This is a genomic window from Bradyrhizobium sp. CCBAU 53338 (assembly GCF_015291665.1).
Lineage (GTDB): Bacteria > Pseudomonadota > Alphaproteobacteria > Rhizobiales > Xanthobacteraceae > Bradyrhizobium.
The window spans coordinates 3,767,208-3,787,837 of sequence record NZ_CP030048.1; the positions used below are offsets into that span (position 1 = coordinate 3,767,208).

Annotated in this window: 19 protein-coding genes; 12 read left to right on the forward strand and 7 right to left on the reverse strand. The window is 64.7% G+C overall.

Translation table 11 applies throughout. The features are described 5' to 3' along the window. Positions 1–29: 29 nt before the first annotated feature. From pyrH to lpxB, 12 genes are all read left to right on the forward strand, one after another. Positions 30–746, forward strand: coding sequence for a UMP kinase (pyrH, locus tag XH90_RS17675; protein ID WP_194475649.1), 717 nt, complete (start codon positions 30–32; stop codon positions 744–746). A 67-nt stretch (positions 747–813) separates the two neighbouring features. Beyond that, positions 814–1,377: a ribosome recycling factor gene (gene frr, locus XH90_RS17680; protein WP_128951567.1), complete on the forward strand. Its 564-nt coding sequence runs from the start codon at positions 814–816 to the stop codon at positions 1,375–1,377. A gap of 12 nt (positions 1,378–1,389) precedes the next feature. Beyond that, positions 1,390–2,148: an isoprenyl transferase gene (locus XH90_RS17685; protein ID WP_194475650.1), complete on the forward strand. Its 759-nt coding sequence runs from the start codon at positions 1,390–1,392 to the stop codon at positions 2,146–2,148. Continuing rightward, the gene (locus tag XH90_RS17690) at positions 2,145–2,987 is read left to right on the forward strand and encodes a phosphatidate cytidylyltransferase (RefSeq protein ID WP_246755518.1); all 843 of its coding nucleotides are present in this window, start codon (positions 2,145–2,147) and stop codon (positions 2,985–2,987) included. The genes XH90_RS17685 and XH90_RS17690 overlap by 4 nt, the downstream gene beginning before the upstream one ends. 4 nt (positions 2,988–2,991) lie before the next feature. Then, positions 2,992–4,215: a 1-deoxy-D-xylulose-5-phosphate reductoisomerase gene (gene dxr, locus XH90_RS17695; RefSeq protein WP_194475651.1), complete on the forward strand. Its 1,224-nt coding sequence runs from the start codon at positions 2,992–2,994 to the stop codon at positions 4,213–4,215. Between the two features lie 44 nt (positions 4,216–4,259). After that, the gene (rseP, locus tag XH90_RS17700) at positions 4,260–5,411 is read left to right on the forward strand and encodes an RIP metalloprotease RseP (protein ID WP_194475652.1); all 1,152 of its coding nucleotides are present in this window, start codon (positions 4,260–4,262) and stop codon (positions 5,409–5,411) included. Positions 5,412–5,585: 174 nt separating this feature from the next. Further along, positions 5,586–8,126: an outer membrane protein assembly factor BamA gene (gene bamA / locus XH90_RS17705; RefSeq protein ID WP_194475653.1), complete on the forward strand. Its 2,541-nt coding sequence runs from the start codon at positions 5,586–5,588 to the stop codon at positions 8,124–8,126. Between the two features lie 134 nt (positions 8,127–8,260). Next, the gene (gene lpxD, locus XH90_RS17710; RefSeq protein ID WP_194475654.1) at positions 8,261–9,328 is read left to right on the forward strand and encodes a UDP-3-O-(3-hydroxymyristoyl)glucosamine N-acyltransferase; all 1,068 of its coding nucleotides are present in this window, start codon (positions 8,261–8,263) and stop codon (positions 9,326–9,328) included. Next, positions 9,325–9,786, forward strand: a complete 462-nt coding sequence (gene fabZ, locus XH90_RS17715; RefSeq protein WP_024341283.1) for a 3-hydroxyacyl-ACP dehydratase FabZ — start codon at positions 9,325–9,327, stop codon at positions 9,784–9,786. Before lpxD ends, fabZ begins: the two co-directional genes overlap by 4 nt. A 171-nt stretch (positions 9,787–9,957) precedes the next feature. Beyond that, positions 9,958–10,749 (forward strand): acyl-ACP--UDP-N-acetylglucosamine O-acyltransferase, encoded by a 792-nt coding sequence (gene lpxA / locus XH90_RS17720; protein WP_194475655.1) that lies wholly within the window; start codon positions 9,958–9,960, stop codon positions 10,747–10,749. Between the two features lie 19 nt (positions 10,750–10,768). Continuing rightward, positions 10,769–11,626 carry an LpxI family protein gene (locus tag XH90_RS17725; RefSeq protein WP_194482722.1) on the forward strand — a complete coding sequence of 286 codons (858 nt, stop codon included), beginning with the start codon at positions 10,769–10,771 and terminating at the stop codon, positions 11,624–11,626. Then, positions 11,623–12,804 carry a lipid-A-disaccharide synthase gene (gene lpxB / locus XH90_RS17730; RefSeq protein ID WP_194475656.1) on the forward strand — a complete coding sequence of 394 codons (1,182 nt, stop codon included), beginning with the start codon at positions 11,623–11,625 and terminating at the stop codon, positions 12,802–12,804. Before XH90_RS17725 ends, lpxB begins: the two co-directional genes overlap by 4 nt. Here the strand turns inward: lpxB and XH90_RS17735 are convergent. The 7 genes from XH90_RS17735 to gltA form a co-directional block, all read right to left on the reverse strand. After that, positions 12,801–13,568 (reverse strand): SDR family NAD(P)-dependent oxidoreductase, encoded by a 768-nt coding sequence (locus XH90_RS17735; protein WP_194475657.1) that lies wholly within the window; start codon positions 13,566–13,568, stop codon positions 12,801–12,803. The genes lpxB and XH90_RS17735 overlap by 4 nt on opposite strands. Further along, entirely contained in the window at positions 13,565–14,680 is a 1,116-nt protein-coding gene (locus XH90_RS17740) for an ABC transporter ATP-binding protein (RefSeq protein WP_194475658.1), read from the reverse strand. The genes XH90_RS17735 and XH90_RS17740 overlap by 4 nt, the downstream gene beginning before the upstream one ends. 10 nt (positions 14,681–14,690) lie before the next feature. Then, a complete protein-coding gene (locus XH90_RS17745; RefSeq protein ID WP_194475659.1) occupies positions 14,691–15,548 on the reverse strand; it encodes a carbohydrate ABC transporter permease in 858 nt (285 codons plus the stop codon). Beyond that, complete coding sequence (locus XH90_RS17750; protein ID WP_194475660.1) at positions 15,541–16,416, reverse strand: carbohydrate ABC transporter permease; 876 nt, start codon at positions 16,414–16,416, stop codon at positions 15,541–15,543. Before XH90_RS17750 ends, XH90_RS17745 begins: the two co-directional genes overlap by 8 nt. Positions 16,417–16,466: 50 nt before the next feature. Further along, entirely contained in the window at positions 16,467–17,753 is a 1,287-nt protein-coding gene (locus XH90_RS17755) for an ABC transporter substrate-binding protein (protein WP_194475661.1), read from the reverse strand. Positions 17,754–17,837: 84 nt separating this feature from the next. Further along, positions 17,838–19,016 (reverse strand): ROK family transcriptional regulator, encoded by a 1,179-nt coding sequence (locus tag XH90_RS17760; RefSeq protein WP_194475662.1) that lies wholly within the window; start codon positions 19,014–19,016, stop codon positions 17,838–17,840. Between the two features lie 197 nt (positions 19,017–19,213). Beyond that, positions 19,214–20,518 carry a citrate synthase gene (gltA, locus tag XH90_RS17765; protein ID WP_194475663.1) on the reverse strand — a complete coding sequence of 435 codons (1,305 nt, stop codon included), beginning with the start codon at positions 20,516–20,518 and terminating at the stop codon, positions 19,214–19,216. Positions 20,519–20,630: the final 112 nt, after the last annotated feature.

Consider the following 20,630-nt stretch of genomic DNA (forward strand, 5'->3'; position numbering starts at 1 on the left):
GAAGCGGCGCCCGGACAAGGAAAGTGCTCATGACTGATCCGGTCTATCGTCGCGTCGTGATCAAGCTGTCCGGCGAATATCTCGCGGGACAGCAGGGCTTCGGCATCGACCAGCCGACCATGGACCGGGTTGCGGACGACCTGATCGCCGCCCGCCAGCTCGGATGCGAGGTGGCGGTCGTGATCGGTGGCGGCAATATCTTTCGCGGCGTCGAGGTCTCCTCGCGCGGTGTGTCGCGCCCGACCGGCGACACCATGGGCATGCTTGCCACCATGATGAACTGCCTCGCGCTCGAAGCCACGATCGAGCGCAAGGGCGCGCCGGCGAGGGCGCTCTCTGCCTTCGTCATGCCCGAGATCTCCGAGCTGTTCACCCGCATTGCGGCGCACAAATACCTTGCCGAGGGCCGCATCCTGCTGCTCGGCGGCGGAACCGGCAATCCGTTCTTCACCACGGACACGACGGCCGTGCTGCGCGCCGCCGAGATCGGCGCCCAGGCGGTGCTGAAGGCGACCAATGTCGACGGCGTCTACTCGGCGGATCCGAAGAAGGACCCGACGGCGACGCGGTTCGACCGGCTGACGCATTCGCAGGCGATCGAGGGTGGCTACAAGGTGATGGATGCGACCGCCTTCGCACTTGCCCGCGAGACGTCGCTGCCTATCATCGTATTTTCGATCGCGGAGCCGGGGGCGATCGGCGCGATTCTGCGCGGCGCCGGCCACGGGACTGTTGTCGCCGGCTGACGGCACATCGGGTGCGCCCCGAGGGAGGGGCGCGGTGAGGTCGCCGGGTTACTGAAGGAGAAACGTGATGGCCACGGGTAATTTCGACCTCAACGAAGTGAAGCGCCGCATGCAGGGCGCGGTCGCCTCGCTCAAGCACGAGCTTGGCGGCCTGCGCACGGGCCGCGCCTCGGCCTCGATGCTCGATCCGGTGCAGGTCGATGCCTATGGCAGTCACATGCCGCTCAACCAGCTCGCCACCGTCAGCGTGCCGGAGCCGCGCCTGATCTCGGTGCAGGTCTGGGACAAGTCGATGGTCAAGGCGGTCGAGAAGGCGATCGTCGATTCCAATCTCGGCCTGTCGCCTGCGACCGAAGGCCAGGTGCTGCGCCTGCGCATTCCCGAGCTCAACGAGGAGCGCCGCAAGGAGCTGGTCAAGGTCGCGCACAAATACGCCGAGGCCGCCAAGGTCGCCGCGCGCCACGTCCGCCGCGACGGTCTCGACGTGCTGAAGAAGCTCGAGAAGAATCACGAGATGTCGGAGGACGATCAGAAGCGTCACGCCGACGAGGTGCAGAAGGCGACCGACGGCACCATCACCGAGATCGACCAGCTGCTGGCCGCCAAGGAAAAAGAAATCCTCACCGTTTAAGGCTTCTTTTCCATGCCCAACGCCGCCGCGCCTGCAACTGAAGGACCCGACCGGTCCGACGCGCCTGCGCATGTCGCCATCATCATGGATGGCAACGGGCGCTGGGCGGCGGCGCGCGGCCTGCCGCGGGCGGAGGGACACCGCCGCGGCGTCGAGGCATTGCGCCGCGTGGTGCGTGCCTCGCATGAGCTCGGCATCCGCTATCTCACCATCTTCTCGTTCTCGTCGGAGAACTGGTCGCGCCCGGCGAGCGAGATCGGCGATCTCTTCGGTCTGCTCCGCCGCTTCATCCGCAACGATCTCGCGAGCCTGCATCGTGACGGCGTCAAGGTCCGCATCATCGGCGAGCGCGACGGGCTCGAGGGCGACATCTGTGCGCTGCTCAACGAGGCCGAGGAGTTGACGCGCGACAACACGCGTCTCACGCTCGTCGTCGCTTTCAATTACGGCTCGCGGCAGGAGATCGCGAAGGCCGCACAAAAGCTTGCGCGCGAAGTCGCGGAAGGCAAACGCGATCCTGCCTCGATCGATGCCGATTCAATCGGCGCCCATCTCGATGCGCCCGACATTCCCGATCCGGATCTCATCATCCGCACCAGCGGCGAGCAGCGCCTGTCGAATTTCCTGATGTGGCAGGCCGCCTATAGCGAGCTCGTGTTCGTGCCGGTGCACTGGCCCGACTTCGACAAGGCGGCGCTCGAAGGCGCGATCGCCGAATTCGCCAGGCGCGAGCGCCGTTTCGGCGGCCTGGTCGCGAAATCAGCCTCGTGAGCGAATCGGACACCGCACCGGCAGGCACCAAGCCGGCCCCGAGCAATCTCGTGATGCGAGTCCTCGCGGCGCTGGTGCTGGCGCCGTTGGCGATCGGTGCTGCCTACGTCGGCGGCTGGCTGTGGGCGCTGCTCGTGACCCTGGTGTCGGTCGGACTGTTCGCGGAATGGCTGATGGTCGTGGGCGCAGGCTCGACCGCGCTGACCGGGGCAGGGACGATCGTCATCGCCATGATGGGTTTGTGCGTTGCCGCCGGCGCGCTCAAGACCGCCATCATCGTCGGCTGCGTCGGCGGCGCGATCATCATGCTGATCGCACGCGGCAAGTTCATGTGGGCCGCGACCGGATTTGCCTATGCGTCGGCGGCGCTGCTGGCCTCGATCCTGGTGCGGAAGGATCTGGTCAACGGCTTCTCCGCGCTGATGTTCGTGCTGCTGGTGGTGTGGGCGACCGATATCGGCGGGTATTTCGCCGGCCGCGGCATCGGCGGACCGAAGCTGTGGCCGCGCGTCAGTCCCAAGAAGACCTGGGCGGGTGCGTTCGGCGGTTTTGCGGCGAGCCTTGCCGTCGCGTCGGGGTTTGCGGCTTTCGGCGTCGGAAAGGCAGTTCCGCTGCTGCTCGTCAGCGCCGTCCTGTCGGTGGTATCGCAAGCTGGCGATCTGTTCGAATCCGCCGTCAAAAGACGCTTCGGCGTCAAGGATTCCAGTCACTTAATTCCGGGCCATGGCGGGCTTCTGGACCGCCTGGACGGCTTTGTCGCCGCCATCCTGGTGGCATGGATTATCGGTTTTCTCCGCCATGGTGTGCATAGCGCCGGAAGCGGTCTTATGGTTTGGTGAGGATATGAGCGCAGTCCCTTTGCGGAACAACAAGCTCGCTGTGTCGGACATCCGCAGCGTCACGGTTCTCGGCGCCACCGGCTCGATCGGCGACAGCACGATGGATCTGCTGCGCGCTTCGCCCGAGCGCTATCGCGTCGAAGCCCTGACGGCGAACAGCAATGTCGAAGCGCTGGCCAAGCTCGCGAAGGAGTTTTCCGCGCGCTACGTCGCGATCGCGGACAGCACCAGGCTCGCCGACCTGAAGGCTGCACTTGCCGGCACGAGCACGGAATGCGGCGCCGGCGAAAGCGCCGTGATCGAGGCCGGCGCGCGTCCGGCCGATTGGGTGATGGCGGCCGTCAGCGGCGCGGCCGGATTGAAGCCGGCCCTGGCTGCGGTCGATCGCGGTGCGCATGTCGCGCTCGCCAACAAGGAATGCCTGGTTTGCGCCGGCGATTTCTTCATGCAGCGCGCGGCGAAAGCGGGCGCCTGTATCCTGCCGGCTGATTCCGAGCACAACGCGCTGTTTCAGGCCCTGGCCTCGGGCAATCGCGACGAACTGGTCCGCGTCATCATCACCGCCTCGGGCGGACCGTTCCGGACCTGGAAGAGCGCCGACATCGAGCAAGCCACCCTCGCGCAGGCCCTGAAGCATCCGAACTGGAGCATGGGCCAGAAAATCACGATCGATTCCGCCTCGATGATGAACAAGGGTCTCGAGGTGATCGAGGCCTCCTATCTGTTCGCACTGTCGCCGGACGAGATCGACGTGCTGGTGCATCCCCAGTCGATCATCCACGGCATGGTCGAGTTCTCCGACTGCTCCGTGGTGGCCCAGCTCGGCTCGCCCGACATGCGCACGCCGATCGCCCATTGCCTCGGCTGGCCCGACCGGATCAAGGGTCCGGCGGCCAAGCTCGATCTGGCCAAGATCGGCCAGCTCACGTTCGAGGCGCCGGATTTCGAGCGATTCCCAGGGTTACGTTTGGCCTTCGATTCGCTGCGGCACGGGAAGGGCGCGACCACTGTGTACAATGCCGCCAACGAGGTCGCGGTCGCGGCCTTTATCGCGGGCAAGATCCGGTTCGGCGCCATCGCCCGGCTGGTCGAGGCGACGCTGGAGGACTGGATCCGGGGCGGGAACCACGGCCCCATGACTTCAGCGGACGACGCAATAAACATTGACCATGTTTCGCGAAATAAAGCTGCCGCCCTATTGCCTCAAATTGCCTTAAAGGCATCCTAGGTAGTTCGGGGCCAGGGCCTTGCGGCGCTGGATGAGGGGAATCGATGTCTGACTTTTTCGTCCATAGTTTCAATACGTTGAGCCATGGGCTCCTCGGCTACGCGGTTCCGTTCCTGTTCGTCCTGACCATCGTCGTGTTCTTCCACGAGCTCGGCCATTTCCTGGTCGCGCGCTGGGCCGGCGTTCGGGTGTTAACCTTTTCGCTCGGGTTCGGGCCTGAGCTGGTCGGGTTCAACGACCGTCACGGCACCCGCTGGAAGATTTCGGCGATCCCGCTCGGCGGCTACGTCAAGTTCTTCGGCGACGAGGGTGAGGCGTCCACCCCGTCGGCCGAGACGCTCGCAGCCATGACGGCAGAGGAGCGCGCCGGCAGCTTCCACTACAAGAAGGTCGGTCCGCGCGCCGCCATCGTCGCCGCTGGTCCGATTGCCAATTTCATTCTCGGAGCCCTGATTTTCGCAGGCATGGCCCTGTATTACGGCAAGCCGAGCACGATCGCGCGCGTGGACGGCATCGTTGCCGACGGCGCTGCGGCCGCCGCCGGCTTCAAGATCGGCGACGTCGTCATCCAGATCGACGGCAAGCCGATCGAGAGCTTTGCCGACATGCAGCGGATCGTCGCGACGAGCGCCGGTTCAGCGCTGGTTTTCCAGGTGAAGCGGGATGGCGGCATGGTGTCGCTCACCGCGACGCCGGCGCTGCTGGAGCGAAAGGATCCGTTCGGCAACCGCCATCGGGTCGGCGTGCTCGGCGTCGAGCACAAGTCCCAGGCGGGTGAGGTCTCGACCGCGCCGGTCGGGGTGGGCGAGGCGCTCAAGATCGGGGGCGAGCAGGTCTGGTTCATCATCAGCAGCACCTTCAAGTTCCTGGGTTCGCTCTTCATGGGGCAGGGCAATCCGAGCGAGGTCAGCGGTGTCCTCGGCATCGCCAAGATGTCGGGGCAGGCGGCCAGCGCCGGGTTCCAGTTCGTGATCAATCTGTGCGCCGTGCTCTCGGTCTCGATCGGGCTGTTGAACCTGTTCCCGATCCCGCTGCTCGATGGCGGTCATCTTCTGTTCTACACGGCCGAGGTGGTCCGCGGCCGTCCGTTGTCCGAGCGCACCCAGGAAATGGGGTTCCGAATCGGCCTTGGTCTGGTGCTGATGCTGATGGTGTTCGCGACCTACAACGACATTCTTCGGATGGCGGCGTCCTGATAGGGGCTTTTTTGTGGCGTTGCTGTTGAGCAACGTCTTGGAATGAAATTGAAATTACGGCGCGCTCGGCCGTTTGCGGCGTCGGGGAAATTGGCTACAAGCGGCTTGAACTTGGGGAATCTCCCAGACCGGCTTTGGGGTTGGGTCTGGTACGTTGATAAGGGCGCGTTGCGCATGAAGTTTGGACTGCGACTCCGGGGGGGCTTGCTCGCAACCCTGATCATGTTCGGCGCGCCGGTGATTGCCCCGGTTGGGGCTGTTTTTGTGTCTTCGTCTGCGCTCGCCCAGACCGTGCAGTCGATTTCCGTCGAAGGGAATCGCCGCGTCGAGGTGGAGACGATCCGGTCCTATTTCAAGGCCGGCCCCGGCGGTCGCCTCGATCAGGCTGCCATCGATGACGGCCTCAAGGCGCTGATCGAAACCGGCCTGTTCCAGGACGTGAAGATCAACCGCGGCGCCGGCGGCCAGCTCATTGTCTCCGTGGTGGAAAACCCGGTGATCGGGCGCATTGCGTTCGAAGGCAACAAGAAGATCAAGGACGAGCAGCTCACCGCCGAGGTCCAGTCGAAGGCCCGCGGCACGTTCTCCCGCGCCATGGTGCAGTCGGACACGCTGCGAATCGCCGAAATCTATCGCCGCTCCGGCCGGTACGACGTCACCGTCGTGCCTGAAATCATCGAGCAGCCGAACAACCGCGTCGATCTCGTCTTCACGATCAACGAAGGCGCCAAGACCGGCGTGAAGTCGATCGAGTTCATCGGCAACAATGCGTTCTCGTCCTACCGCCTGCGCGACGTCATCAAGACGCGCGAGACGAATCTGCTCAGTTTCCTCGGCAGCGGCGACGTTTACGATCCTGATCGCGTCGAAGCCGACCGCGACCTGATTCGCCGTTTCTACCTGAAGAACGGCTTCGCCGACGTTCAGGTCGTGGCCGCGCTCACCGAATACGATCCGGCCAAGAAGGGCTTCAACGTCACCTTCAAGATCGAGGAAGGCCAGCAGTACCGCGTCGGCAGCGTCGATTTCCGCACCAGCATCGCGAACTTCGACCCAAGCACGTTGCGCTCCTTCTCGCGCGTCAATGTCGGTTCGCTCTACAACGTCGAATCGGTCGAGAAATCGGTCGAGGACATGCAGATCGAGGCCTCGCGTCGCGGCTACGCCTTCGCGATGGTGCGTCCGGGTGGCGATCGCAATTTCGACGCCCACACCGTCTCCGTCGTGTTCAACGTCGACGAGGGCCCGCGCACCTATATCGAGCGCATCAACATCCGCGGCAACACCCGTACCCGCGACTATGTGATCCGCCGCGAGTTCGATATTTCGGAGGGCGATGCCTACAACCGCGCGCTGGTCGACCGCGCCGAGCGCCGCCTGAAGAACCTCGACTACTTCAAGACCGTGAAGATCACGACGGAGCCGGGCTCCTCCAGCGACCGCGTCATCCTGGTCGTCGATCTCGAAGAGAAGTCGACCGGCGACTTCTCGGTCTCGGGCGGCTACTCCACGACCGACGGTGCGCTGGCCGAAGTCTCGGTCTCCGAGCGCAACCTGCTCGGCCGCGGCCTGTTCGCCAAGGCCTCGGTGACCTATGGCCAGTATGCCCGCGGCTACTCGCTGTCGTTCGTCGAGCCCTATCTGCTCGACTATCGCGTCGCGCTCGGCCTCGACCTCTATCAGCGCACCCAGCTGTCCAACAGCTACATCTCCTACGGCACCAAGACGCTGGGCTTCAGCCCACGCCTCGGCTTCCAGCTGCGCGAGGACCTGGCGCTCCAGCTGCGTTATTCGATCTACCAGCAGGAAATCTCGCTGCCGTACTACCTGGCGAACTGCAACAACGTCCTTGGTTCGTCGGCATTCAACCCGAGCCCGGCCTTTGCTGCGACGCAGACGCCGCCGATCGACCTTAGCTCGACGAGTGGCCTCGGCTGCTACAGCGACGGCGAAGCCTCGCTGCCGGTGCGCAAGGAGCTTGCGAGCGGCAAGACGCTGACGTCGGCGCTCGGCTACACGCTGACCTACAACACGCTCGACAACAACAAGAACCCGACCGACGGCCTGCTCGTCGACTTCAGGCAGGACTTCGCCGGCGTGGGCGGCGACGTCTCCTACCTGAAGACCGTGGCCGATGCGAAGTACTACCAGTCGCTGGTGTCCGACCTCGTCGGCGTGCTCCACGTCCAGGGCGGTATCCTGAACAAGATCGGCAGCGACGACCTGCGCATGCTGGATCACTTCCAGATGGGCCCGAATCTCGTCCGAGGCTTCGCGCCGAACGGCATTGGCCCGCGCGACCTCAACCCCTACGGCACGCAGGACGCGCTCGGCGGCACCAAGTACTGGGGCGCTTCGCTCGAGTTGCAGATGCCGTTCTGGTTCCTGCCGAAGGAAGTGGGTCTGAAGGGTGCGGTCTACGCCGACGCCGGTGGTCTCTACGACTACAAGGGCCCCACGACGTGGTCTGTAACCAACGAAATGACCACGACCGCGAACTCGTCCTGTACGCCGTCGACCGTCAATCCGAATTCCACGGGAACCTGTACCGGCCTGGTTTACGACGACAGCAAGGTCATCCGGTCGTCGGTCGGTGTCGGTCTGATCTGGGCCTCGCCGTTCGGTCCGCTGCGCTTCGACTACGCGGTGCCGCTCACCAAGGGCAAGTATGACCGCGTGCAGGAATTCCGGTTCGGCGGTGGCACGTCGTTCTAATTCGAACAGGGCATGACCCGGCCTCTGGGCAGTTTCCTCGAGGCCGGTCGCCAAAAAGATCGTGCTCAATCCGTGAGATAAGGCATGATGCGGCCTGACCGCTTCATGCCGAAGCCGGACCGCGACGGGGTGGAATGGCGCAGCCGACCTTCTTCAAAAAACCTCCAGCCTCGACGCTGGCGGACATCGCCGCGCAGACCAAGGCCCAGCTGGTCGATCCCAGCAGGGGCGGTCATGTCATCACGGGTCTTGCTTCGCTCGACGAAGCCGGCCCGATGCATTTGGCGTTCTTCGACAACCTCAAATACGCCGACGAGCTGAAGGCGACCAAGGCCGGCGCCTGCCTGGTCAGCCCCCGCTTCGAGGCACAGGTGCCTCCGCATGTGGCGGTGCTGCGGGCGGCACAGCCGTTCCGCGCCTTTGTCGGCATTGCCCGGGAATGGCATGGCGACGCGCTGCGCCCGCAGTCCTGGTTCGGCAATGACGGCATTGCACCATCGGCCATCATCGATCCCTCGGCGCGGCTCGAGGACGACGTGATCGTCGAGCCGCTGACCGTCATCGGCCCTGACGTCGAGATCGGCAGCGGCACCGTGATCGGCGCCGGCGTGGTGCTTGGTCCCGGCGTCAAGATCGGACGGGACTGCAATGTCGGTGCCCGCACAGCCATCCAGTGCGCGCTGATCGGCAACAACGTGCTGATCCATCCCGGCTGCTCGATCGGTCAGGACGGCTATGGCTTCATCTTCTTCGGCCCTGAAGGCCATCTGAAAGTGCCCCAGACCGGCCGCGTGCTGATCCAGAACAACGTGGAAGTCGGCGCCGGCACCACCATCGATCGCGGGTCCTTGCGCGACACCGTGATCGGGGAGGGCACCAAAATCGACAATCAGGTCCAGATCGGCCACAATGTGACGATTGGCCGGAATTGCCTGCTGGCGGCCCAGATCGGGCTCGCGGGCAGCCTGACCATCGGCGACAACGTGGCGCTGGGAGCAAAGGTTGGCATCAACAATCACCTCAAGATCGGCGACGGGGCCCAGGTCACCGCGATGAGCGGCGTCAAGGACGACATCCCGCCGAACGGTCGCTGGGGCGGTTTCTTTGCCAAGCCCACCAAACAATGGTTCAAGGAAATCATCGCAGTGGAGCGCCTGGTACGCGACGGCAAGGCCGATCCGAAGGATGAGGGACGGGAATGACGGCGGAATCACCTGTTAAGTTCGAGCTGGTGGACATCAATGCGATCCTCCAGACGTTGCCGCACCGTTTTCCGATGCTGCTGATCGACCGTGTCATCAATATCCGGGCCGACTACAGCGGCATCGGCATCAAGAACGTCACCTTCAACGAGCCGGCCTTCCAGGGGCATTTCCCCGAACGCCCGGTCTATCCCGGTGTCATGATGATCGAGGCGATGGCGCAGACCGCCGGCGTGATCGGCATCAAGTCGGTCGAGGGCACCGAGAAGCCGCGGGCGGTGTATTTCCTCACCATCGACAAATGCAAGTTCCGCAAACCGGTGCTTCCCGGCGATACCATCGAGTATCACATGCGCTCGCTCGGCCGCCGCAAGGCGATGTGGTGGTTTCACGGTGACGCCAAGGTCAACGGCCAGGTCGTCGCCGAAGCCGACGTCGGAGCCATGCTGACCGACTGAGAACGGCGTCTCGTCCGTTCAAGTGTTGGATGAGGTCGTTGACGCAAGCGGCGCGGCTCGTTCAGCCGGCCTCTGCAACAGGCCGAGATCATACGTCACTGGACAGATCGGGCGCAGTCGCGCTAACCACCGGAAAGCCGAGCAAGTTCAACACATAGCCAGACCTTTTTGATGAGTAAGATCGACCCCACCGCGCGGGTGGAAGACGGCGCCGTGATCGGCGAGGGCACCGAGATCGGGCCCTTTTGCATCATCGGTCGCAATGCCCGGATCGGGGCCAATTGCAGGCTGCTTGGACAGGTCACCGTCATCGGCCACACCACGGTCGGCGACGCCTGCGTGATCTCGCCGTTCGCAGTGCTCGGCGGCGCGCCGCAGGATCTCAGCTACAAGGGCGAGCCGACCACGCTCGACATCGGGTCCGGCAACACCATCCGCGAGGGTGCGACGATGAATGTCGGCACCGTCAAGGGCGGGGGCAAGACGCGCGTCGGCAACGACGGCTACTTCATGAACAACAGCCATGTCGGCCATGACTGCGTGGTCGGCAACAACGCGATCTTCGCGACCTCGGCGACGCTCGGCGGCCATTGCGAGATCGGCGATGCCGTCTATATCGGTGGGCTGTCCGCGGTGCATCAGTTCACCCGCATCGGCTCCTATGTGATGGTCGGCGGCCTCTCGGGCGTGCGCGACGACATCATCCCGTATGGGCTCGCCAACGGCCAATATGCGGCGCTCGAGAGCCTCAACCTTATCGGGATGAAGCGGCGCAAGTTCACCAAGCAGCGGCTTGCGACCGTGCGGGCGTTCTACCAGAAGCTCTTCCACGGCCCCGGCACGTTCGCCGAGCGGCTGGAGTCGGTGCGGCCGCTCGAGAGCGAAGATCCCGCGATCGCCGAGATCCTCGGCTTCATCGGCAAGGGCAAGCGCCCGCTCTGCCTCCCGGCTATCGAGAAGTGATGCTGCGATGGCCGCGGACATGACATCGGCGGCTCCTGCGATTTCATCACCGGTCGGCGTGGTCGCAGGCGGGGGCGCAATGCCGTTCGCGGTCGCAGAGTCGCTCGCCGCGCGCGGCATCACCCCGGTGCTGTTTCCGCTGCGCGGCGCGTGCGATCCGGCGCAGGTCGAGAAATTCCGCCATCGCTGGATCTCGGTCGGCCAGCTCGGCCGGGCCATGCGGCTGTTCCGCGAGGAGGGCTGCCGCGACCTGATCTTCATCGGCACGCTGGTGCGGCCCTCGCTCACGGAGATCCGCTTCGACGTCAAGACGCTGCGATTGCTCGGCAACGTCATCCGTGCCTTCCGCGGCGGCGACGATCATCTGTTGTCCGGCGTCGGGCGGATCCTCGAGCAGGACGGCTTTCGCATGGTCGGCATCAAGGACGTCGCGCCCGACCTGCTGATGCCCGAGGGGTGCATCACCCGCGCCTGGCCGGCCGAAAATGCCAAGGGCGACATCGAACGCGGGCGCGCGGTGCTGACCGCGCTCGGACCATTCGACATCGGGCAGGCCGCGGTGGTGATCGACAGCCATGTGGTGGCGGTCGAGGACATCGAAGGCACAGATGCGCTGCTGGCGCGCGTGGCGCGGCTGCGCGAGGAGGGCCGCATCCGTGCCGCCACGGGACGTGGCGTGCTAGTGAAGGCGCCGAAGAGCGGCCAGGATCTGCGCTTCGACCTGCCGACGATCGGCGCGCGCACGATCGAGGGCGTCGCCAGGGCCGGCCTTGCCGGCGTCGCCGTCATCGCCGGCAACACCATCGCCGCCGAGCCGCAGGCGATGATCGCGCTCGCCGACGCCAAATATCTCTTCATCGTCGGTTTGCCCGTGTGATGCAGGTTCGCGATCCCAAGCGGAAGATTTTTCTGATCGCGACGGAGGAATCCGGCGACCGGCTCGGCTCTGCACTGATGAAGGTGCTTCGCCAGCGCCTCGGCGACGGCGTGCAGTTCGAGGGCGTCGGCGGCCGCACCATGGCGCGCGAGGGGCTGGAGACGCTGTTTCCGATCGAGGAGCTGTCGATCGTCGGTCTTGCCGCGGTGGTGCAGCAGCTGCCGAAGATCCTGCGGCTGATCCACGAGACCGCGGATGCCGTGACGGAGGCTGCTCCGGACGCGCTCGTCATCATCGACAGTCCCGACTTCACCCATCGCGTGGCGCGCCGTGTGCGAGCGAAAAATCCGGCGATCCCCGTGATCGACTACGTTTCGCCCTCGGTCTGGGCGTGGCGGCCGGGCCGCGCGCGCGCCATGCTCGGCTATGTCGATCATGTGCTCGGTCTGCTCCCGTTCGAGCCGGAGGAATACCGCAAGCTCGGCGGGCCGCCTTGCAGCTATGTCGGCCATCCCCTGATCGAGCAGTTGTCCTCGCTTCGGCCTGGTGCGGACGAGCAAAAGCGCCGCGAGGCTGAAACGCCGGTGCTGCTGGTGCTGCCGGGCAGCCGTCGCAGCGAGATCCGGCATCATCTGGACGTGTTTGGCGCGGCACTCGGGCGGTTGCGGTCCGATGGCGTCGCGTTCGAATTGATGCTGCCGACCATGTCGCATCTCGAAGCCACCATCCGTGCGGGTGTCGCGAGCTGGCCGGTCAAGCCGCAGATCGTGGTCGGCGAGGCCGAGAAGCGCGCCGCATTTCGCATCGCGCGTGCGGCGCTGGCGAAGTCGGGCACCGTGACGCTGGAGCTGGCGCTGTCAGGCATCCCGATGGTGACGGCCTATCGCGTCGGCGCGATGGAGGCGTTCATCCTGCGCCGTGCGATCCAGGTCTCCTCGGTGATCCTCGCCAATCTCGTGATCGGCAAGGACGTGATCCCCGAATATTTGCAGGAAGACTGCACGCCGGAAAAGCTCGCGAGCGCCCTGTCCGAGGTGCTGACGGAGACGCCAATGCGCCGGCAACAGGTCGAAGCCTTCGCGCAGCTCGACACCATCATGTCGACCGGCAACACATCGCCGAGCGTGCTCGCCGCCGACATCGTGCTCGCGACGATGCGGAAGGGGCACGCCGGTTAGGCGAGCCCGCCGTCCACCCGGAAGCACTGGCACGTGATGCGCCGGCTCGCGTCGGAGGCGAGGTAGAGCGCCATGTCGGCGATATCCTCAGGCGTCACCGCATCGGGAATGGCCTGGCGCGTGCGCATCTCGGTGATGACCTTCTCGTCCGGATACCACAGCTTGCGCTGCCGCTCGGTGATCACCATCCCCGGCGCGATCGCGTTGACGCGAATGCGGTCGGCGCCGAACTTGCGGCCGAGCGAATTGGTGAAGCCGACGATGGCCGCCTTGGCGCCGGCGTAGACCGGCAGCGCCGGCGCGCCGCGCATCCAGGCCACCGACGACATGTTGATGATCGAGCCGCCGCCACGCGCCTGCATCTGCGGCACCACCGCCTGCGCGGCAAAGAACACGTGCTTGAAATTGACCCCGATCATCCAGTCGAAGTCCGCCGGCGTCACGTCCGAAAGCACCTGGCGCTGGTCATTGGCGGCGTTGTTGACGAGGACCGCGGCATCGCCAAGCGATGCGTGCACCTTCGCCAGCGCGGCGCGCAGGGCGTCGATATCCATGAGATCGCAAGGCACGAACAGCGGTGCAATGCCGGAGCTCTTCGCCACATCCTGCGCCAGCGCTTCGCCAGCCTGCGTATCGAGGTCGAGGAAGGCGACGCGGGAGCCCTGAGCGGCGAACGCGCGCGTAAAGGCGGCACCGATGCCGCTCGCGCCTCCGGTGATCACCACCACGCGATTGGCGAGGTCGGCATAGGTCGTCTGGGTCATGCGATCAGTCGCTCCGTCTCGGGGTCGAACAGGCAAATGCGGCGGGTATCCAGCGCGAAGGAGGCGGTTGCGCCCGGTACGGGCCGGATGTCCGGCGAGATGCGCGCCTGCGCGGGTTCGCCGCCGAGCCGCAGCAGAACGATGGTCTCGGCGCCAGTGGGCTCGACCAGCTCGACCGGCGCGGTGACGATGACGGGCGCGCCCGCAGCGCCAGAGAACAATCGGTCGCCCTCGGCGATGCATTCCGGCCTGATCCCGAGCACCACCTCGCGGCCGAGATAGGATGCGGCTGCCTCGTAGCCTTGCAGGCGGAGACGCACCTCGTCCGGCCGGCCGGCGCCGATCACCGCCACGGGCCCGCCGCCCTCTGCCTCGAGCCGGGCCGGCATCGTGTTCATCGGCGGCGAGCCCATGAAGCGGGCGACGAACAAATTGGCGGGATAGCGGTACACCGTGTCAGGGTCAGCGAACTGCTGCACCACGCCCCGATGCATCACGGCAATGCGCGTTGCCATCGTCATCGCCTCGATCTGGTCGTGGGTGACATAGATGATGGTGGCGCCGATGCGCTGGTGCAGCCGCTTGATCTCCATGCGCATCTCGACGCGCAGCTTGGCGTCGAGATTGGAGAGTGGCTCGTCGAACAGGAAGAGCAGGGGATCGCGCACCAGCGCGCGCCCCATCGCGACACGCTGGCGCTGGCCGCCGGACAGTTGCGACGGCTTGCGGGCAAGCAGCGGCTCGATCTGGAGCAGTCTGGCCACATTCGCCAGTGCCTTTTCCTGCTCGGCCTTGGCGACGCCCCGGCATTCCATGCCGAACGTGATGTTCTGGCGCACCGTCATCGACGGGTACAGCGCGTAGGACTGGAACACCATGGCGATGTCGCGGTCCTTCGGCGGCACGTCATTGACCACCCGTCCGCCGATCTCGATCGTACCGTCGCTCGCGCGATCGAGCCCGGCGATGATGTTGAGAAGCGTGGACTTGCCGCAGCCGGAGGGGCCGACCAGCACGGTGAATTCGCCGCTCTCGATGTCGAGGTCGATGCCTTTCAGCACCTCCAGATTGGCGTAGCGCTTCGACAGGGCGCGAATGCTCAGTGCTGCCATGATTCATCCATCATTTCACGGCCCCGGCAGTGAGGCCGCGTACGAAATACCTGCCGCCGAGGAGATAGACCAACAGTGTGGGCAGCGCGGCGATGATCACCGCGGCGCTCTGCACGCCGTGTTGCGGGATGTCCGCGACCGCGGCCGACAGCGCGATGAGTGCGGCCGTGACGGGCTGCTGCTGGCCGGTCGTGAAGGTCACGCCAAAGAGGAACTCGTTCCAGATGTGCGTGAACTGCCAGATCACGGTGACGATCAGGATGGGAGGCGAGAGCGGCAGAATGATGCGCCAGAAGATCCGAAAGAACCCGGCGCCGTCGATGCGCGCGGCCCTGATCAACTCGTGCGGAATGGCGACATAGTAGTTCCGGCAGAACAGCACGGTGAAGGAGAGCCCCTGGATCGTGTGAATCAGCACGAGGCCCGTCAGCGTGTTGATGAGCCCGATGTCGCGCAGCACGATGGTCCAGGGCAGGAGGCGCATCTGCTGCGGCAGAAAGAGGCCGAGGGTGACGATACCGTAGATCCAGTTGTCGCCGCGAAAGCGCCAGAGCGACACGGCGTAACCGGCGACTGCGCCCAGCAGGGTGGAAAGGATTGTCGCGGGAATCGTGATGAGCGCGGAGTTCAGCATGTACGGCCGGATGCCGTTGCAGCTCTCGGCGACGCAGAAGCCGCCCCAGGCCAGGGCGTAGTTGCCCCAGGCGAAATGTTGCGGCCAGCCGATCATCGACCCCTGCGCGATCTCCTCGTTGGTGCGGAGCGAATTCAGGACGACGACGACGAGCGGCGCGAGCCAGGCGGCCGCGAGCAACGACACGACGAGATAGATCAGGACGCGGCTCGGCGCGAAGCTGCTTTCACGCATGGTTGGCCTGCCGCCGCTGGACATAACGCCACGCCGCATAGGGCAGCAGCACCGCGAGAAGGATGAGCAACATCAGAACCGCCGCCGCCGCGCCGCGGCCGAGCTGGCTACGCTGGAACATCAGATCATAGACGACGAGGGCCGGTAGCTGGGTCGCGATTCCAGGTCCGCCGTTGGTGAGCGCGCGGACGAGGTCGAAGGCCGAGATCGCAAATTGCAGCTGGATCACGATGACCGTGATGGTGATCGGCCAGAGCGTCGGCAGGACGACGCGCCAATAGGTTCGGATCGGTCCGGCGCCGTCGATCTGCGCGGCCTTGATGATGTCGGCGTCGACGGAGCGAAGACCGGCCAGGAAGAGGGCCATGGCGAAGCCCGAGGACTGCCAGACCGCAGCGATGACGATGGTCCAGATCGCCATGTCGCGGTTCACCAGCCAGTCGAAATGGAAGGTGGTCCAGCCGAGGTCATGGACGAGCTTCTCGATCCCGATGCCGGGATTGAGCAACCAGCTCCAGACCGTGCCGGTGACGACGAACGATACCGCCAGCGGGTACAGGAAAATGGACCGCAGCACGTTCTCGGCGCGAATGCGCTGGTCGAGCAGGATCGCGAGCACGAGGCCCGTCATCAAGCTGAACAGCACGAAGGCGATGCCGAACAGCAGAAGATTGTCGAAGGCGATCTGCCAATTCCGCGATGCGAGGACCGCGGTGTAGTTGTGCAGGCCCACCCAGCCGGAGACCGGAATGAGGGTGGATGGCGTGAACGAAATCCAGATCGTCCAGATCGAAAACGAAATGAGGTGCGCTGCCGACAACAGCAGCGGCACCCAGATCATCAGAAATTCAGGCAGTCGGCGTACCATCTCAGAGGTCGCCGGCCGGCCCGGTTGCGTTGCTGTCGAGACGGCGTTGCTCAACGCGAGCTCTCGACGGCGTCGGCGAGGCGGGTGACGGCCTCCTCCGGCTTGATCGTCTTGTTCTTCACATATTCGGTGATGACGTCGATCATCGCGGCGGTCAGGCCGTTTTCCTGCGCCATGTTGTGCGCAAGGCTCAGGACGGCCTGATTGCTGGCGACGGCGTCCTTCAGCGCTGCGGCGGTGCGCCGCTGACCGTCGGACCAGCCTGCACCGGACAGATCGACATCGGTGCGCACGGGGATCGACCCCGTGATTTGCGAATACATGGTCTGGATCGCCGGATCCATCACCAGCTGCGCCATCAGCGTCTGGCCCGCCTGCAGATCGGCCTCCTTGCGCTGCCAGAAGATGAAAGCATCGGCATTCAACAGGAACACCGGCTTGCCGTTGTCGCTGGGGCCTGGAACGATAGTGAAGTCGTCGAACTTGAAGCCGGCGTTTTTGAGCACGCCCTGCGCCCAGCCGCCCATGATCAACATGCCCATGTCGCCGTCGACGAAGCGCTTCAGATTGGTGGCATAGGGCTGAGCGCCGACATTGGGGTCACACCAGTCGGCAATCTTGCGCGTCTGTGCGAAGGCTGCCTTGATCTCCGGGCCCTGCAGCGCCTTCTTGTCAAGATTCATGATGGCGGTGCGGTATGCCGTCGGGCTGATGCCGGCGAAGGAAGCCTCGAACTTCTGCCCGTCGTCGGGACGGGTGCCACCGTTGGCGAGGGGATAAGCCATTCCGGCCGACTTCATCTTCTCGGCAAGTTCGTTGAAGTCGGCCCAAGTGACGGGGACCTTGTCGGCCTTGGCCTTGTCCATCCCGCGCTTGGAGAGAAACAGCATGTTGGTGCTGTAGATCTGCAGCGGCAGCGCGATCCACTTGCCGGCCGGCTTGTGCAATTTGGCAAGGTCCGGCGCGACAACCTTTTCATAGCCGGCAGCCGCGACCAGGGAGTCGAGATCGACGGTCGGGGCAATCTTCGACCAGGCGGCGATCTCGGGGCCCTTGAGCTGCGAGCAGGCCGGCGGATCGCCGGCGATGATCTGCGCACGCAGCTTGTTCATCATCTCGGTGGTGAAGCCGGGAACGGGCGAGTGCTGCCAGATGCCGCCCTTTTCCTCGAACTTCTTGCCGAGCGCCGTGATCGCAGCACCGTCGCTGCCCGCGGACCATTGCGAGATTGCGGTGAGGCGCGGCTTGACCGCGCCTTGCGCGCGGGCAAAGGCCGGCAGTGCGAGTGCGGCAGCAGATCCAGCGAGCAGACGACGCCTTGTTGTTGTAATTGGCATGGCAGTTCCTCCCGGGTGTGAAGTTGTTTGCGCCATTTTGGCGCTGTTGTTGGCGTGCGCGAGCCGCACGCGGCTCAAGTCATGTCAGGCGGCCTCCGTCGACGCGGCCGGCATGCCGCCAGATCTCGCCAGGCAGAATGCAGCGAAGGCGAGGGCTGCCTGCGGATCGTTCCCGTTCGAGGGCGGCACGAAGGCGAGCGACACCTGCGCGTGTTTCCGTCCGCCGAGGAGACACGCGTCGATGCCGTCGACGATGGCTTTTCGATCGTCCTCCGCGAGCAGCGATGGCCAGCCGCTGACGACAACGCCGCGGCATGGCTTGACGTTCAACGTGTTGCCGATCGCGAGGCCGAGCCGGATGAGGCGCTGGCGCAACTCCTGGCGCACCCGGGACGAGAGAGGGATCGCGGTCACCCAGTCAGGGCCGAGCTGGAGCAATTCCGCTTCGGTGGTGCGCAGCAGTTCGGCCAGCGCCGGCAGCGACGTATAGGCTTCGACGCAGCCATGATGACCGCAGCGGCAGCGGGGGCCGTCGGTTCCAAACACCATGTGGCCGAGCTCGACCGGATCGAGCGCGTCATCTTCGATCGGATCGTCCACCCAGGCGCCGGCGACGCCCTGGCCGACGAAAACGAACAGGTGTGGATCGCTGAACGGATAGCTGTCCGAGCGACAACGATGAAAGGTGGCGTGCGCCACCACCGAATTGATGAAGGCGACAGGCACACTGGGGAACATTTCGCCGAACATGCCGCCGATGCGCTCGACGTCACAGGGAATGATCGGATTGCCTGAAACGCTGAGGCGGCCGAGGCCTGGAACCGTTATGCCCACCTGCGAGAGCCTGATGTGGCGGCGCTGCGTCCAGTCGCGCAGCAAGGTGAGTGCCTCGCGAAACACCCGGCCGACGGATTCGACCGTCGGCTTCTTCGGCAGCGGCACGCGCTCGGTGTAACGCAACTCGCCCGACAGGCCGCCGACGCCGACGCTGAGCCATTGGCCGGTGAGCTCGAGAGCGCCCAGCGCCACGGTGCCGTCGAGTGAGACGAGACCAGTCGGGCCGCCGACATAAGGGGCAGGGCGCCGGACTTCCTCGATCAGGCCTTCGGCCTTCAGGTCGAACAGAATACGCGACAGGCTCGCCTCGGACAGGCGCACGGCCTTCGCCAGCGGAGGCCGGAACGAGCCGCCGGACTGAAGCAAGTGAGTCAAAATGGCAGCACGTGTCTGCCGCCGACTTCTCGGCTGCTCCGGCATTTCCATCCCTGTCGTCATTCTTACTTAGTGTAAGAATTTGCCTGCGGAGCGTTTCAACTGTCAAGCACTCGTCGGCGTGATGCGTGGACTTGTTGTTGTGCGCGGCACAAGACGAGCGGCGGCCTCATCAGTTCGTAGGGTGCGCAAGCAAAAACGGCGCCATCGCAAGATGGCGCCGTTTCGAAAGCCGTATCGGCTCGGACTTACTTGCGATCCTTCATCGCGACGTAGTCGCGGCGGGTGACGCCGGTGTAGAGCTGGCGCGGACGGCCGATCTTCTGCTGCGGGTCCTCGATCATCTCGCTCCACTGGCTGATCCAGCCGACGGTGCGGGCGACCGCGAACAGCACGGTGAACATCGAGACCGGGAAGCCCATCGCCTTCAGCGTGATGCCCGAATAGAAGTCGACGTTCGGGTAAAGCTTGCGGTCGATGAAGTACTGGTCGCTCAGCGCGATCTTCTCGAGCTCGAGCGCCACCTTCAGCATCGGATCGTCGCCATGGCCGGTCTCCTTGAGCACGGCGTGACACATCTTCTGCATGATCTTGGCGCGCGGATCGTAGTTCTTGTAGACGCGGTGACCGAAGCCCATCAGGCGGACTTCAGAGTTCTTGTCCTTCACCTTGGCGATGAACTCGGGGATCTTGTCCACGCTGCCGATCTCGGCAAGCATCGCAAGCGCAGCTTCGTTGGCGCCGCCATGTGCCGGGCCCCAGAGGCAGGCGATGCCGGCGGCGATGCAGGCGAACGGGTTGGCGCCTGAGGAGCCCGCGATGCGCACCGTCGAGGTCGAGGCGTTCTGCTCGTGGTCGGCATGCAGGATGAAGATCTTGTCCAGCGCATCGGCGAGCACCGGGTTGATCTTGTACTCCTCGCACGGCACCGCGAAGCACATGTTGAGGAAGTTCTCGGCGAAGGTGAGCGAGTTCTTCGGATACACGAAGGGCTGGCCGACCGTGTACTTGTAGGCCATCGCCGCCAGTGTCGGGATCTTCGCGATCATGCGCATGGAAGCGATCATGCGCTGCTTGGGATCGTTGATGTCGGTCGAGTCGTGGTAGAACGCGGCGAGCGCGCCGACCGAAGCCACCATCACCGCCATCGGATGGGCGTCGCGGCGGAAGCCCTGGAAGAAGCGGGCCATCTGCTCGTGCACCATCGTGTGATGGATCACGCGGTCGTCGAAATCCTTCTTCTGTGCGGCGGTCGGCAGGTTCCCGTAGAGCAGCAGGTAGCAGGTCTCGAGGAAGTCGCCGTTCTCGGCGAGCTGTTCGATCGGGTAGCCGCGGTATTCCAACACGCCCGCGTCACCGTCGATATAGGTGATCTTGGACTGGCAGCTCGCGGTCGAGGTAAAGCCGGGATCGTAAGTGAACAGGCCGGACTGGCCGTACAGCTTGCCGATATCGATGACATCAGGTCCGACGCTGCCGCTGTGAATCGGAAGATCGTAATTCTTGTTTCCGACCGTCAGCGTGGCGGTCTTGTTGCTTGGTTTTGCGTCCATCGTAGGTCCCCGATGTGTGGTGAAACGGGCCGGAGCCGGAATCCCCCAAGGGAGAAAATGGGGCAGGCCGGATGTTCCAGAATGTACGGGGAGATGGGTATATTATTGCTGT

Bases quoted from the DNA above. Each gene is read 5' to 3' on its own strand.
- XH90_RS17755 (WP_194475661.1), bottom strand. From the start codon at position 17,753: ATGCCAATTACAACAACAAGGCGTCGTCTGCTCGCTGGATCTGCTGCC.
- dxr (WP_194475651.1), top strand. From the start codon at position 2,992: ATGAGCGCAGTCCCTTTGCGGAACAACAAGCTCGCTGTGTCGGACATC.
- XH90_RS17740 (WP_194475658.1), bottom strand. From the start codon at position 14,680: ATGGCAGCACTGAGCATTCGCGCCCTGTCGAAGCGCTACGCCAATCTG.
- lpxA (WP_194475655.1), top strand. From the start codon at position 9,958: ATGAGTAAGATCGACCCCACCGCGCGGGTGGAAGACGGCGCCGTGATC.
- fabZ (WP_024341283.1), top strand. From the start codon at position 9,325: ATGACGGCGGAATCACCTGTTAAGTTCGAGCTGGTGGACATCAATGCG.
- gltA (WP_194475663.1), bottom strand. From the start codon at position 20,518: ATGGACGCAAAACCAAGCAACAAGACCGCCACGCTGACGGTCGGAAAC.
- bamA (WP_194475653.1), top strand. From the start codon at position 5,586: ATGAAGTTTGGACTGCGACTCCGGGGGGGCTTGCTCGCAACCCTGATC.
- XH90_RS17745 (WP_194475659.1), bottom strand. From the start codon at position 15,548: ATGCGTGAAAGCAGCTTCGCGCCGAGCCGCGTCCTGATCTATCTCGTC.
- lpxD (WP_194475654.1), top strand. From the start codon at position 8,261: ATGGCGCAGCCGACCTTCTTCAAAAAACCTCCAGCCTCGACGCTGGCG.
- rseP (WP_194475652.1), top strand. From the start codon at position 4,260: ATGTCTGACTTTTTCGTCCATAGTTTCAATACGTTGAGCCATGGGCTC.
- XH90_RS17685 (WP_194475650.1), top strand. From the start codon at position 1,390: ATGCCCAACGCCGCCGCGCCTGCAACTGAAGGACCCGACCGGTCCGAC.
- pyrH (WP_194475649.1), top strand. From the start codon at position 30: ATGACTGATCCGGTCTATCGTCGCGTCGTGATCAAGCTGTCCGGCGAA.
- XH90_RS17725 (WP_194482722.1), top strand. From the start codon at position 10,769: ATGACATCGGCGGCTCCTGCGATTTCATCACCGGTCGGCGTGGTCGCA.
- XH90_RS17750 (WP_194475660.1), bottom strand. From the start codon at position 16,416: ATGGTACGCCGACTGCCTGAATTTCTGATGATCTGGGTGCCGCTGCTG.
- frr (WP_128951567.1), top strand. From the start codon at position 814: ATGGCCACGGGTAATTTCGACCTCAACGAAGTGAAGCGCCGCATGCAG.
- XH90_RS17735 (WP_194475657.1), bottom strand. From the start codon at position 13,568: ATGACCCAGACGACCTATGCCGACCTCGCCAATCGCGTGGTGGTGATC.
- XH90_RS17760 (WP_194475662.1), bottom strand. From the start codon at position 19,016: ATGGAAATGCCGGAGCAGCCGAGAAGTCGGCGGCAGACACGTGCTGCC.